This is a genomic window from Micromonospora sp. LOL_023 (assembly GCF_048060115.1).
Lineage (GTDB): Bacteria > Actinomycetota > Actinomycetes > Mycobacteriales > Micromonosporaceae > Micromonospora_E.
Window position 1 is genome coordinate 21,491 of the sequence record NZ_JBHMIM010000017.1, and the last position, 12,519, is coordinate 34,009.

Annotated in this window: 12 protein-coding genes and 1 pseudogene; 5 read left to right on the forward strand and 8 right to left on the reverse strand. The window is 71.0% G+C overall.

Going from position 1 to position 12,519, the window contains the following annotated elements:
• The first annotated feature begins 55 nt into the window (after positions 1-55).
• Together ACFHVL_RS11630 and ACFHVL_RS11635 are read left to right on the forward strand one after the other, a co-directional pair.
• A complete protein-coding gene (locus ACFHVL_RS11630) occupies positions 56-2,428 on the forward strand; it encodes an immune inhibitor A domain-containing protein (RefSeq protein ID WP_416627719.1) in 2,373 nt (790 codons plus the stop codon).
• A gap of 62 nt (positions 2,429-2,490) precedes the next feature.
• Complete coding sequence (locus ACFHVL_RS11635; RefSeq protein ID WP_416627644.1) at positions 2,491-3,039, forward strand: hypothetical protein; 549 nt, start codon at positions 2,491-2,493, stop codon at positions 3,037-3,039.
• On the opposite strand, the gene ACFHVL_RS11640 is transcribed toward ACFHVL_RS11635, so the two are convergent.
• A complete protein-coding gene (locus tag ACFHVL_RS11640) occupies positions 3,029-4,276 on the reverse strand; it encodes a C45 family autoproteolytic acyltransferase/hydolase (RefSeq protein WP_416627645.1) in 1,248 nt (415 codons plus the stop codon). The two genes, ACFHVL_RS11635 and ACFHVL_RS11640, sit on opposite strands and share 11 nt — an antisense overlap.
• A gap of 81 nt (positions 4,277-4,357) precedes the next feature.
• Here ACFHVL_RS11640 and ACFHVL_RS11645 point away from each other — a divergent pair, with 81 nt between their 5' ends.
• Positions 4,358-5,296: an alpha/beta fold hydrolase gene (locus tag ACFHVL_RS11645; RefSeq protein ID WP_416627646.1), complete on the forward strand. Its 939-nt coding sequence runs from the start codon at positions 4,358-4,360 to the stop codon at positions 5,294-5,296.
• A 23-nt stretch (positions 5,297-5,319) separates the two neighbouring features.
• On the opposite strand, the gene ACFHVL_RS11650 is transcribed toward ACFHVL_RS11645, so the two are convergent.
• The 5 genes from ACFHVL_RS11650 to eccB form a co-directional block, all read right to left on the reverse strand.
• Entirely contained in the window at positions 5,320-5,685 is a 366-nt protein-coding gene (locus ACFHVL_RS11650; RefSeq protein ID WP_416627720.1) for a hypothetical protein, read from the reverse strand.
• On the reverse strand, positions 5,682-7,664 hold the full coding sequence (locus tag ACFHVL_RS11655) for an SseB family protein (RefSeq protein WP_416627647.1): 1,983 nt from the start codon (positions 7,662-7,664) through the stop codon (positions 5,682-5,684). The genes ACFHVL_RS11650 and ACFHVL_RS11655 overlap by 4 nt, the downstream gene beginning before the upstream one ends.
• A 210-nt stretch (positions 7,665-7,874) precedes the next feature.
• Positions 7,875-8,168, reverse strand: coding sequence for a WXG100 family type VII secretion target (locus ACFHVL_RS11660; protein ID WP_416627648.1), 294 nt, complete (start codon positions 8,166-8,168; stop codon positions 7,875-7,877).
• Between the two features lie 45 nt (positions 8,169-8,213).
• Positions 8,214-8,531: a WXG100 family type VII secretion target gene (locus ACFHVL_RS11665; RefSeq protein WP_416627649.1), complete on the reverse strand. Its 318-nt coding sequence runs from the start codon at positions 8,529-8,531 to the stop codon at positions 8,214-8,216.
• A gap of 202 nt (positions 8,532-8,733) precedes the next feature.
• Positions 8,734-10,122, reverse strand: coding sequence for a type VII secretion protein EccB (eccB, locus tag ACFHVL_RS11670; protein ID WP_416627650.1), 1,389 nt, complete (start codon positions 10,120-10,122; stop codon positions 8,734-8,736).
• Positions 10,123-10,245: 123 nt separating this feature from the next.
• On the opposite strand from eccB, the gene ACFHVL_RS11675 reads away from it, so the two are divergent.
• Both ACFHVL_RS11675 and ACFHVL_RS11680 read left to right on the forward strand, forming a co-directional pair.
• A complete protein-coding gene (locus tag ACFHVL_RS11675; RefSeq protein ID WP_416627651.1) occupies positions 10,246-10,632 on the forward strand; it encodes a phage holin family protein in 387 nt (128 codons plus the stop codon).
• 53 nt (positions 10,633-10,685) lie between these two features.
• A pseudogene (locus ACFHVL_RS11680) lies at positions 10,686-11,108 on the forward strand (GNAT family N-acetyltransferase); the annotation flags it as partial.
• Positions 11,109-11,220: 112 nt separating this feature from the next.
• On the opposite strand, the gene ACFHVL_RS11685 reads toward ACFHVL_RS11680, so the two are convergent.
• Together ACFHVL_RS11685 and ACFHVL_RS11690 are read right to left on the reverse strand one after the other, a co-directional pair.
• On the reverse strand, positions 11,221-11,913 hold the full coding sequence (locus ACFHVL_RS11685; RefSeq protein WP_416627652.1) for an anti-sigma factor family protein: 693 nt from the start codon (positions 11,911-11,913) through the stop codon (positions 11,221-11,223).
• Positions 11,910-12,404, reverse strand: coding sequence for a sigma-70 family RNA polymerase sigma factor (locus ACFHVL_RS11690; protein ID WP_326555918.1), 495 nt, complete (start codon positions 12,402-12,404; stop codon positions 11,910-11,912). Before ACFHVL_RS11690 ends, ACFHVL_RS11685 begins: the two co-directional genes overlap by 4 nt.
• Positions 12,405-12,519: the final 115 nt, after the last annotated feature.

A 12,519-nucleotide genomic window follows, 5' to 3' on the forward strand; every position in this document is an offset into this window, starting at 1 on the left:
CAAGTGGCGGCTCGGAATCCCCCGAACCGGAGGTAACCAGGTGCGCAAAGTCATGGTGGGGATGCTCACCGTGTCGCTCGCCTCGGGATTGAGCTTTGCTCTACCCGCGACGGCAATGGCAGCACCGCCGGTGGACACGCCGGCTGCTCCTGCTGAAGCCGTAGCCCCGAGCACCGACGACCTACCGAACCCGCTCGGCGAGAAGCGTCGCGAGCTGCGCGAACGCGCGGTCAGCGAAGTGGTCAGCGGGCGACTCACGCCCGAGCGACGCGGCGTGAGCACGGTCGCCAAGGTCGGCGAGACACCCGAAGCCGGCATCGCCGGTCGGGCCGCCGGCAACACCACAGCTTCCAAGGACCAGTACGTCGAGCTGGAGCGCGAGACCACCGACCGGATCTTCGTGATTCTGGCTGAGTACGGCGACGAGCGGCACCCCAGCTACCCGGACGTGGACAGCAACCCCGGCTGGCCCGGACCGGAAACCTTCGACGGACCGCTGCACAACCAGATCCCCGAGCCGGACCGTTCGGTCGACAACAGCACCGTCTGGCAGGCCGACTACTCCGCCGAGCACTACCGGCAGCTCTACTTCGGAGCCGGCGAGGGTGTCGAGTCGGTCAAGACCTACTTCGAGACCCAGTCCTCCGGCCGTTACAGCATCGACGGCACCGTCACCGACTGGGTGAAGGTCCGCTACAACGGCGCCCGCTACGGCCGTGACCTGTGCGGCAGCAACGTCTGCAGCAACGTCTGGCAGCTGGTCCGCGACGCCGCCAACCAGTGGGTCGCCGACCAGCGGGCGCTCGGGCGTACCGACGAGGAGATCACCGCCGAGCTGCGCGAGTTCGACAAGTGGGACCGGTACGACTACGACGGTGACGGCGACTTCAACGAGCCCGACGGCTACCTCGACCACTTCCAGATCGTGCACGCCGGCCACGGCCAGGAGGACGGCGACCCGTGGCAGGGCGAGGACGCCATCTGGAGCCACCGCTGGTACGCCTTCGCCAGCGACGCCGGCCTGACCGGACCGGCCGACAACCTGTTGGGCGGCACCCAGATCGCCGACACCGGACTGTGGATCGGCGACTACACCATCCAGCCGGAGAACGGCGGCCTGAGCGTCTTCGTCCACGAGTACGGCCACGACCTGGGCCTGCCGGACGACTACGACACCTCCGGTGGTGGCGACAACAACAACGAACACTGGACGTTGATGGCGCAGAGCCGGCTGGGCGCCGCCACCGACCAGGGCATCGGCGAGCGCCCCGGCGACCTCGGTGCCTGGAACAAGCTCCAGCTCGGCTGGCTGGACTACGAGGTCGTGGTGGCCGGCCAGAAGCGCACCCTGCACCTCGGACCGCAGGAGTACAACACCAAGCGGGCCCAGGCGGTCGTGGTGGTCCTGCCGAAGAAGCAGGTCACCACCGAGCTGGGCGAGCCGTACGCCGGTGAGCTGCAGTACTTCTCCGGCAACTCCGACGACCTGAACAACACGATGACCCGCGAGTTCGACCTGACCGGGGCCGCCACCGCCGCCCTGTCGATGAAGGCCCGCTACGACATCGAGGACGACTACGACTACCTGTACTTCCAGGCGTCCACCGACGGCGGCACCAGCTGGACGTCGCTGGACGGCACCATCAACGGCAGCCCGTTCGGCACCGACGGCAGCGGCACCCCGGCGATCGACAGCTCCACCGGTGGCCAGTGGGTGGACATCGCCGTACCGCTCGACGCGTACGCCGGTGACGAGGTCCTGGTCCGGCTGCTCTACCGCACCGACGGCGCGGTCGCCTACGGCGGCTTCTTCGGCGACGAGATCGTCGTGACCGCCGACGGGTCGCCGATCTTCACCGACGGTGCGGAGGGCGACGGCGGCTGGGCCCTGAGCGGCTGGTCGGCGGTGGGTGCGAGCGTCACCGGCGAGTTCGACAACTACTACATCGCCGGTCACCGCTCGTACGTCTCCTACGACCGCTACCTCAAGACCGGCCCGTACTTCTTCGGGTACGCCAACACCAAGCCGGACTGGGTGGACCACTACGCGTACCAGGAGGGTCTGCTGATCTCGTACTGGGACACCTCCCAGGCGGACAACAACACCAACGTACATCCGGGTGAGGGTCGCAACCTCTACATCGACTCGCGGCCGCGGCCGATGTACAACCTGACCGGGGCGCCGTGGCGGGCCCGGGTCCAGGTGTACGACGCGCCGTTCAGCCTGACCAAGGCCGACTCGTTCACGCTGCACGTCAACGGCCAGCCGCAGTACGTCCGGGGCCAGGCCGCCAAGCCGGTGTTCGACGACACCAAGAAGTACTTCTTCGAGGAGTTGCCGAACCACGGCGTGAAGCTGCCCGCGGTCGGCGTCAAGATCCGGGTGGTCGAGGTGGACGGCACCACCATGAAGATCCGGATTTCCTGACCGGTGCGATCCGTCCGGCCGGTCGCAGGGAACTGCGACCGGCCGGGCGGCGTCCAACCAGCATGGCGCCAACCAGACTGATCAGATGGTCAGCCGTTCGACGGCACGGTACGCCGCCCGGGTGGCTGGCCCTCGCCACGCTCGCGGTGGCCGCCACGCTCGCCATCACCACCGGCTGCGGCCCGTCCTCGGGCGGTGGCCGCTCGCCGCGCGGCGACCCGTCCCCGGGAGGACCCGAGCCGACGCGGCAAGGACCGGTGCCGGCCGAAGCCGGCACACCGACCAGTGACGCCACGGACAACGCGACGGCGCAGCCACCAGGGCTGTCCCAGACCGTCCCGCCGACCCCACCGCGTCCCGGCACCCCGCCGAAGACGCCCTCGGACCTCATCACCGGCGACTGGCTGGTGGGCACGGTGACCCAGGGCGGCACCGGCCCCTGCTACGGCCTGATCACCGACGACGGCGTGGAGCACTCGCTGTACAGCGACGAGCCGGTCGAACTGACCCGGCACGCACGGATCCGGGTCCGGGTCGCACCGCTCGACGTACGCATCCACTGCGGCCCGGGGCAACCGTGGCGGCTGGTCCGGGCCGAACTCATCCGGTGACGCCGGTCAGCTCGAACCACTGGTACTCGTGCCGGCAGGGCGGCCCGGTGGCCAGCCCCAGCCGACGGCTGTCGAGGTCGAGCAGAACCGAGTAGACCGTTTCCCCCTGATCGGCCGGGGCGTCCTGCTCGTCGAGGTGTCGACAGATCGCCAGCGGCAGACCCAGATGGTCGTGGAAGACGTCAGCCAGGTCGGCGAGGCCCACCGGCGCGCGGTCGGCCCGATCGACGAGCAGCCGGCGGGCCCGCGCCGCCCGAAACAGCGACGACCCGCCGAAATCCTTCATCGTGTCCCGAACCGGCAGCGCCGACTCCAGGTGATTGGCGTGGGTGAGGATGCCGTCGGTCGGGTGCAGCCAGCCGACGTCGCCGGGCACCATCTCCAGGTCGAGCAGTTCGCCCCCGTACGGGCCGGCCTGACCGAGCAGCAGGTTGATCGATGCGTTGCGGGTGGTGCGGCAGGCCACCCGGGACGCCTGGCCAAGGCTGCCGGCTTCGAGCACCGCCCGCAGCAACACGTGGTACGGCACTCCTGGTGCCCGGTCGGCGGCCAGCCCGTCCCGGTCACTGCCGAGCATGTTGACGCAGACACCCAGCCCGGCCGAGTTCAGGCCGGTCTTGGCCAGCATGCCGGCCTCGGCGAGGGTGAGCACCACGGCACCGTGCTCGTCCACCGTACGCAGCAACACCATGGTGTCCCGCTGATCGGGGTGCCAGTCCCAGTTCTGGCCGAGCAGCAGATGCCCGTCGCGAGTGCGGGTGCCGAGCACGCCGGCGGCCGTACAGCCGCCGTCGGCACCGTCCGGTCTGAGCTGCCACTCGTCGTCGCCGCTGGTCGCCGCGCCCGGCACCGGTTGGTCGCCGGACGTCGGACGGCGGGCTCTGGCGCTGGCCGAGCCGGCTCCGTACAACAGTTCGGTACGGGCGTTCAGCGCGTAGATCTCGTCGACTGCGGCCCCGGCGCCCTCGGCCAGTCCGTCGAGCATCTCGGCCACCCTGGGGTGCGCCGCCTGGCTGGCGCTGCGGAACGTACTGCCGGCGATCCGCACCGCCGCACGGCTCAGCCCCGCCTCGTCACGGAACCTACGCAGGTACCGCTCGAGGTTGTCGGCGACCAGGCCGGCCGCCGCCTCGCCGTACCCGGCACCGCACCGCGCCGGTGTCCCGGAAACACTGATCACCGGTACGGGGGCGGTGGGGGTGGTCGGTAGGTCCCGGGCAGCGTCGTCGTCAACCATCCGGCAACCGTATCGCCGCGCGGACGGGTACCGATTCGGTCCTGGCCCCGGGCGGGTGCGGCTGCGGCCTACGCTGTGGCCATGGCGGAACGCGGCGGGGCAGCTGGTCGGGTGGACGAGTCCTGCGTACTCGACAAGGGCCCCTGGGAGCATCGGTACGTCGGCGCCAACGGCAGCCGGTTCCACGTCGTCGAGGCGGGCGCCGGCCCGCTGGTTCTGTTCCTGCACGGGTTCCCGGAGTTCTGGTGGGCCTGGCACGAGATGCTCCCGGCGGTCGCCGATGCCGGCTACCGGGCCGTGGCTGTGGACATGCGTGGTTTCGGCGCCAGCGACAAGCCGCCTCGGGGCTACGACGGTTACACCTTGGCGGCCGATGTCACCGGCATGATCCGAGCGCTCGGCGAGCGCTCGGCGACCATCGTCGGTGCCGGGTTCGGTGGGATGGTCGGCTGGACCACCGCCGCGTTCCATCCCCGGATGGTGCGCCGGTTGGTCGTCATCGGCGCCGCGCACCCGCTGCGCCTGCGATCGGCGATCTTCTCCGACCCCCGGGGGCAGTTCGTCGCCTCCACCCCGTCGCTGCGTTTTCAGCTGCCCCGCTACGAACACCTGCTGACCCGCGACGACGCGGCGATGGTCGGCGGCTTTCTGCGGCAGTGGGGTGGACCGGCCTGGGCGACCGGATCCCGCTTCGCGGAGTACGAACAGCGGTGCCGGACCGCGATGCAGATCCCGCAGGCGTCGTTCTGCGCGTTGGAAGCACACCGCTGGGCGTTCCGCTCGCTGCTGCGGCTACACGGCTACCGATTCGTCAAGCTGCTGCAGGAGCCGCTGGTGACGCCGACGCTGCAGTTGCACGGTGCGCTCGATCCGGCGGTGCTGCCACGGACGGCCCAAGGTTCGGGGCGCTACGTCATCGCCCCGTACGAGTGGCGGTTGCTGGACGCGGTCGGGCATTTTCCGCACGTCGAGTCGCCCGAATTGGTACTCGGCGAGGTGCTGCGCTGGGCGAAGAGCTGAGCTTGGCCGGCGGCCGGGTCGGCTCAGACCCGCTGCTCACGCAGCTCGGTCACTTCGTTGGCCGGGGCCCACCCCTGGTAGACGCCGAAGTCGAACTCTTCCAGCCCGAGGGACTGGGCCACCGGGGCCCGACCGCCGGTGTACTCGACCCGCAGCCAGCTGTCGTGCCTGGCGAGCACCACGAACGGCTGGCCGTGCCAGGTGCAGGTGGTACGCACGTAAGCAAGGTCGTCGATCTCCGTCATCGGAACCACCCGGACGGATCGGCCCGGCCGGATGGCGGTGAATCCCTCGCCGTCGGTCGGCTGGTAGATCCGGACCTGGTCGCCGTCCGGGCTGGCGTCGTACTCCTGCCCACGCCAGCGGGCGACGTAGCCGTCGCGCATCAGTCCTCCTTGACCCGGTGCCAGGCCGGCTCGTCGGCGTCCAGCTGGGCGACGAGGGTTTCACTGCCGTCGGTGATGCGCCACAGCTGCGATCCGTGTGGCAACCGGATGCTGTCGACCTTGAACTCGGCCACCACGTCGTTGCTCTCACCTGGGGCGAATCCGTTGCCACGGAACGGCGTGCGCTCGATGACCCAGCCTTCCATGGCACGCATCGCGGCCTCGTTCTGCCCGCCGTAGGGGATGCGGTAGAGACTCGGCCGGTAGGCCCGCCAGCGGAGCACGAAAACCTCGGCGGCGCCCGGGTCGAACGGGGAGCCGGCGTAGCCCAGCCCGAGTGCCGTGTGCAGCTTGCTGACGGTGTCCAGGTGCGCGACCTCGCCGGCTCGGTGCACGAAGCCGGACACCCGGTCGTAGCCGCGCTCCAGGTAGTAGTCGAGCTGGCTGGGTGCGATGGCCTTCTGCATCATCGTCGGCTGGTCCGGGTCCGCATGTTGCGCCGCCGTCTTCGGCCCCGGTGTCGCCGTCACGCTCGGCTTCGGATCGGCCGGCTCGACGTCGGGCTCCGCGCCGAGACCGACCTCGGCGGCCCAGCTCGCCAGGCCGACGATCTCGGTGCCGGGGAGTTTGGCACCGACCGGCGTGCCCGGGTTGATGACGAACGACCACTGCGGGTCAGGCCAGCGACGGATCAGCTGGACGAACTTCACCTCGACCGTCTCGACCGGGTCGTCGAAGTGGTCCGCGATGCGCTCCTGAGAGGTGAACACCAGCACGAAGGTGTCGTCGTCCACTGTCTCGGTGCGCCAGACGAACCCGTCGTCGCCCGGTCTGGAACCATCGCCGGACGACGCGGCGACCGGTAGCAGCACCCGGGCGAGCAGCAGCGTAGAAAGGAACGAGTTGCTGCCGCCACCGCCGGCGGCGGTCACCAGATCACGCTCGACGTCGTTGGCCGGCTCGAAGGTCACCTCCGCGACGGCGTCGGGCTCGGCCGGTGCAGGCGGCTCGGCCTGATCCGTGGCGTCGGCCGGGGCAGGCGGCTCGGCCGGGGCAGGCGGCTCGGCCGGGGCAGGCGGCTCGGCCTGATCCGTGGCGTCGGCCGGGGCAGCCGTCGGGGCGGGCGACGAGGGTGCCGTCGGGATGCTCGGTGTGGGCGATACGTCGGGTACGCCGGGCGGCGCGGTGGCCGGTGCCGCCTCGGCAGCGGAGCCAGGTGCGGGCGTGGGAACCCGGCGCGGCAGCCCGCTCGGTGCCAGCCCACCGACGGCGCTCGTCTGTGACTGCGTCGACCCGTACGGCGGAGCACCACGCGGTGCGGGGGTGGCGGCGTGCGTCACCGCGTCGTCGGCAGCCCGGTCCGGGTGGGGCCACTGGCCCTGCGGAGCAGGCACCGTCGGTGCCGCGAGCGGCGGGGCCGGCGCGGGGTACTCGGGCTCCGGCTGGTCGATATCGCGTCGGCCGGTGCCGTACAGGTCGCCGCCGTAGCCTTCGGTGGCCGCGCCGGGACGACCGGCCGTCGACGGCGGGCCACCGCCCTGGCCGGTCGGAACGGTCGCCGTGGCCCGGGCCCGGGCCTGACTGCCACGGGTGGGTAGCCGCGCGTCGCCACGGGCGAGCTGAGCGACGAACCAGGCGGGAAGCCACCCCTCGATCGGCAGGCCGGGGTTCACGGCCAACCACCACTCGAGATTCGGCCAGGTGTTGGCCAGATCGGCGAAGGTCACCCGGCGGGCCGAACTGCCGTTGTTTCCGAGGCAGGCGTGCAGCGTCACCGGCGAGGTGAAAGCGAGGACGTGGGTGCGTCCGTTGGTCGTCCAGGTGCCCCAGCCCATCGGGACCTGGCCGGCGAGGGCCTCCGCCGAGACCGGCAGCAGCAACTCGGTCCCGGCGAGGAGCTGAAAGTACAACTCCTGATCCTGCCGGAGCAGGGCATCGCGCATCGCGGCCTCGACCTCGGTGGCCGGCTGCCAATCAGTCACGGCCGCCCCCCTTTCACCGGACCTGCCGACACGTCGGGTACAACTTACAAGGTAGTTCCATGATCACGACGGCCGGCGGGGAGGCGTTCTCGATCACCAAACTCAAAATGACGTTACGTGTCCAGGTGGACACGATTGAACGTTGACGAATGTCGATCGGCGAACCGGATTACCCGGACCGGTCCGGGCGAAACGAACGCCACTCGACAGTCACTGGAACAGGCTCGCGTTACGGCGCTCCGCGCTCAGATAGTCCGCCGCCGAGTCGTCCACCGCCAACTTGATGTCGCGCAGCATCGCCTGCAGACTCCGGGCGGCGGCCCGCCACCGACCCTGCCGCTGCTCGTACGCCTGCCGGGCCGCGCCGTCCCAGGTCGCGATCAACGGAGCGGCATCACGCTCCAACTGCTCCAACTGTGATTCGAGCGTACGCAGCGCCTGCGCGATGTCCGCGCTCGCCTGGCGCAGCACCGAGAAGTCGACGATCAGAACACCCTCGGTCACCAGCACACCTCCATGTCGACGGCTCCGGCCCACGGTGGCCAGGGCTCACAGCGGCAACTCGATCCGGCGGCCGGCCCCGGCCACCCGGTCCGCCGCCGCGAGGTCGGCGGACTGATAGTGGACCCCGGCGGACCGCACCGCGGCGGCCGTCTCGCGCAGCGCCGCCTGCAGCGCCGCCTGATCCTGCGCCCACGCCGTCTTCACCTGCTCGAACGATCGGCCACCCGCGCCGCGCCAGGCGCCCTGCACCGCCTCGAGCCGGTGCAGCAGGCCCCGCAGCATGGTGTCCAGCTCCGCGTCGACCTGCTCGAACCGACCCGCCGTCTGCCGCATCACCGCGGCCTCGGCCTGTGTCTGGGACATCCGCCAGCCTCCTTCCGGCACACCGGCGACGCGCCGGTGCCGTGACCATGCCGGCGCCCGCCCGTCCACCCGCACCTCGGCGATCGGGAGTCGCCGCCCTATCGCAGAACGTAGTTCGCCGGGCCGGCCGCCGCGCTCCCGAATTCGTCCGCTGTGGATAACAGCTTCGTCTCGATGGTCGCTCGCGCATCGAGAAGGGCCGTCACCCGAGCGCCAGCCGTGGATCGAGATCTGGACCCGCCGGAACCAACTCGATGACCCCGGCGGGCAGCCGCACCGGCGCGACGTCCGGATAGCCCAGGGTGGCGAGCACCCTCGGATCGCTGACCCGGTGGCGCAGTCCGGCGTCGGTGATCAGGCTCACCGGCCCATCGTCCTCGGGCCGCCCGGAAGTAGTCCCGGCCGACGCGGCGGATCCCCCGGGCGGCACCGCCTGCACGAGCGCCCCTTGGCCGGGCGGCAACCGCACTCCCGGCGCGACGAAGGCCGGGTCCACGTCGACCCGCACCGCGACCGACGCCGGCCCGGCGTCAGCCACCTCGGCCACCCGTACGCAGACGCCGGCCGCCGCCGGCCGCACTTCGGGCGTGGTGGCCGGCGGGGGCAGCGGGCCATCCGGAATGAGGCCGGCCGATCGGGGAAGCTCCCGGAACCGGCCCTGCGTCAACACCGTCGGCTCCGCCTGGTCGTACGCGGTCAGCAGCAGGTCGGCCTGCACCTGGGTGATCGCCGCCAGCCCGGTCCGGTCCGCGACCACGTACTGCCGGGATCCGCTCTGGGTGACCACCACGAACACTTCGCCGATCGCCGCCTGCGGGATCGCGGCGGACGGCGCGCCGGCCCGGGAAAGTGTCGGACGGACCAGGCTGGCACCCGGCGGCACCGCCCGCACCACCGCCGCCGGCACCGGAACCGGCCGGTGATGGCTCCAACCGAGGGCACTGAGCACCAGCTCCGGCTCCTCGATCAGGTGCCGGTGGCCTTGCCAGAGCAGGTGCAGGCCGCCGTCGGTCGACCGGACGAGCAGCGCGTCCCGACCTAGCTCACGGCCGGCCGCGACGGTCCCGCCGACCAGCACCATCGCGTCGGGCCGAGCCGTCGCGGCGGATGACTCCGGGACCTGCCCGCTGGAACACACCGTCCACTGCGCACCGACGAGCTCCTCGGCCGGCGGCAGTGAGTCGGGAGCGCCCGGGATGCCGAGCGGTGCGCCGCGCTGCACCCCTCGCAGCGCCGTCCGGCTCACCAGCACGGTGCGCGGCGGTGCCGCGGCCGCGATCAGCAACGCCGAACTGTAGTTGTGCACCGGCCGTAGCACGTCGTCGCGGTAGACGTAGCGGGCACCGGACTCCCGCTCGACGATCACCACCGCGCTGTCCCGCCAGTCGACGCGCGCAGTGCCCGTCACCGCCCCGTAGCCGGCGGCGGCCCCGAGCAGGATGACCGCGGTCAGCAGGCCGGCCAGCGTCGCGCTGACGCTGCGGTCCCCCGGCGCGGGTCGGGTCGGGTCGGCATCCCCACGGACGAGGGCCCGGACCACCCGCGCCGTGGTGTACCGGTGTGACTGCAGCTGGTCCGGTCCGGACACCATCCGACCACCTCCGGCGCCGGTCGGCGCCAACCCATGGTGACAACGTGCTCGACGCTCGGCGATGGTATCGACGATCGGCAACGTCCGTGGTCGTCACGGCCTCGTCCATGACAAGATCCCCGGATGAGTTTCGTCACGAGCCTGCTCATCCGGTTGGGCAGCACCGCACTGGCGTTCTGGCTTGCCACCTTCGTCGTTCCCGGCATCCGGCTGGAGAGCAACTCCCTGGGCGAGTCCGTCAGCACCCTGCTGCTCGTCTCCGCCATCTTCGGCGTGGTCAACGCGGTCCTGCAGCCGATCATCAAGACCGTCGGGTGTGGTTTCTACCTGCTGACCCTCGGCCTCATCGCGGTGGTGGTGAACGGACTGCTGTTCCTGCTCACCGGGTTCATCGCCGAACAGCTCGAACTGCCGTTCCACGTCGACAACTTCTGGCCGGCCGCCGTACTCGGGGCGCTCTTCGTCAGCGTGGTCACCTGGGTGCTGGGGCTGATCCTCGACCGGGACTGACCCGGTCAGGAATTCGGGGGCGTACCGCCGGATGCTCGGCACAGGGTCGGGGCGTGCTGACGATCGAACGTACGGGCGGCTATCAGATCTGCGACGATCCGGACCGCATCGACCTGGATCGGGTGCACACCTGGCTCTGCACCGACGCCTACTGGGCGCAGGGCCGGTCGCGGGAGGTGGTCGCCACCACCATCGCCAACTCGGTGGTGTTCGGGATCTACCAGGACGCGGACGACCAACAGGTCGGTTTCGCCCGGGTCGTCACCGACCTGGCGACCTTCGGTTGGCTCTGCGACGTCTACATCGATCGGTCGCATCGCGGCCGTGGCCTGGGTCGTTGGCTGGTCGGCACGGTCCGCGACGAGCTGGGTCGGCGCGGCGTCCGGCGGCTGGTGCTGGGCACCCTGGACGCGCACGGCGTCTACGCCCCGTTGGGCTTCGCGCCGCTGGCCCGCCCGGACCGTTGGATGGAACTGACCGAGGCGGATCCGGCCGCCGGGGCCGTCGACACCGAGGCCAGCCCGGTGTCATCGAGCCCGGCGTCATCGGCGCCGGTCCATCTGAGGTCACCGGACGCACCGGGTCGGCTCAGCCGACCTGGTGCGTCAGGATCGCCGCGCCGTCGGCGCGCACCAGCTCGAGGCGTTCCAGCTGGTCCTGCTCGAACCGGGTGGCACCGGTGAACACGATCTCCGCACCGGGGCTGACCGCCCACGAGCCCACCCGCTGCTTCGCGCCGTCCCGGTCGTACGCGACCAGTTCGAAGCTCATCGGGCTGCCATCCGGGTTGGTCGGCTCCCACCAGCACCGCATGGTCACCTCGGTCCCGGTGCTCGCCACCGGCCGCAGGCCGACCTCAGCGTGAATCGGGATCTCGGATGCCACCGGCTGCATCGCGGTGAGTTGGGAACCAGGTGTGTTGTCCGGCGTACCGCCGGCACCGACCCAGCCGACGCCGAAGCCGACCACGATCGCCAGGCCGGCGGCGACGAGCGCCGCGCCCGCCGTCTGCCAACGTCGCACCCGCCGCCCGCGCCGACGCGCCCGGTCGGCCGCGCCGACCAGGGTCGACAGTCGAGGCCCGGCCGACGGTGGGTCACTGATCTGTTCGAAGCCGGCGGGATCGAGCCGGCCGAGCAGTCCGGGCAGTACCGCGATCTCCGCCACCGCCTGCCGGCAGCCCGCGCAGCCGCTGAGGTGGTGCTCGTACGCCGTGCGCTCGGAGGGCGACAGGGCGCCCAGGACGTAAGCTCCATCGTCGTGCGCGTAGTCACACCTCACTGGGTCACCCCCATCTCCTCCAGCACCAGGCGCAACGCGCGCAGTGCGTAATGTGTACGTGACTTCACGGTGCCGGGTGGCACCCCGAGCCGGGCCGCCGCCTCGGAGACCGAACGGCCCCGGTAGAAACACTCGATCAACACCTCACGGTGCGGCGGCGACAGCCGCCCGAGCGCCTCGGCGACCGTCCATGCCTCCACCGCACGGTCCGCCTCGTCCACCGCGGGCGGTGGCTCCGGTAGCTCGTCGGTGACGACCTCGCCGACCCGGACGCTGCGTCGGCGCCAGGCATCGATCGCGAGATTCCGGGCGGTGGTGAACAGCCAGGCGCGTACGGAACCTCGCTCCGGATCCAGCGACTCAGGGTGACGCCAGGCCCGCAGCAGCGTCTCTTGAACCAGATCCTCGGCTCGTTGACGATCACCGCCAGCCAGCCGTAGGGCATGGGCGAACAGCGCGTCGCCATGCTCTTCGTGCAACGCGCGCATCAGTTGTGAATCCTGGTCGGTCAAGAGGCGCCCTTCCCTTCCGACTGTTGACACGTAGCCACCAGCCGGACGGTTCAAGTACTGGGAAAACTGCTCGGCCGGCCGGGCACCGCCGGCT

Bases quoted from the DNA above. Each gene is read 5' to 3' on its own strand.
- ACFHVL_RS11645 (WP_416627646.1), top strand. From the start codon at position 4,358: ATGGCGGAACGCGGCGGGGCAGCTGGTCGGGTGGACGAGTCCTGCGTA.
- ACFHVL_RS11640 (WP_416627645.1), bottom strand. From the start codon at position 4,276: ATGGTTGACGACGACGCTGCCCGGGACCTACCGACCACCCCCACCGCC.
- ACFHVL_RS11635 (WP_416627644.1), top strand. From the start codon at position 2,491: ATGGCGCCAACCAGACTGATCAGATGGTCAGCCGTTCGACGGCACGGT.
- ACFHVL_RS11665 (WP_416627649.1), bottom strand. From the start codon at position 8,531: ATGTCCCAGACACAGGCCGAGGCCGCGGTGATGCGGCAGACGGCGGGT.
- eccB (WP_416627650.1), bottom strand. From the start codon at position 10,122: ATGGTGTCCGGACCGGACCAGCTGCAGTCACACCGGTACACCACGGCG.
- ACFHVL_RS11675 (WP_416627651.1), top strand. From the start codon at position 10,246: ATGAGTTTCGTCACGAGCCTGCTCATCCGGTTGGGCAGCACCGCACTG.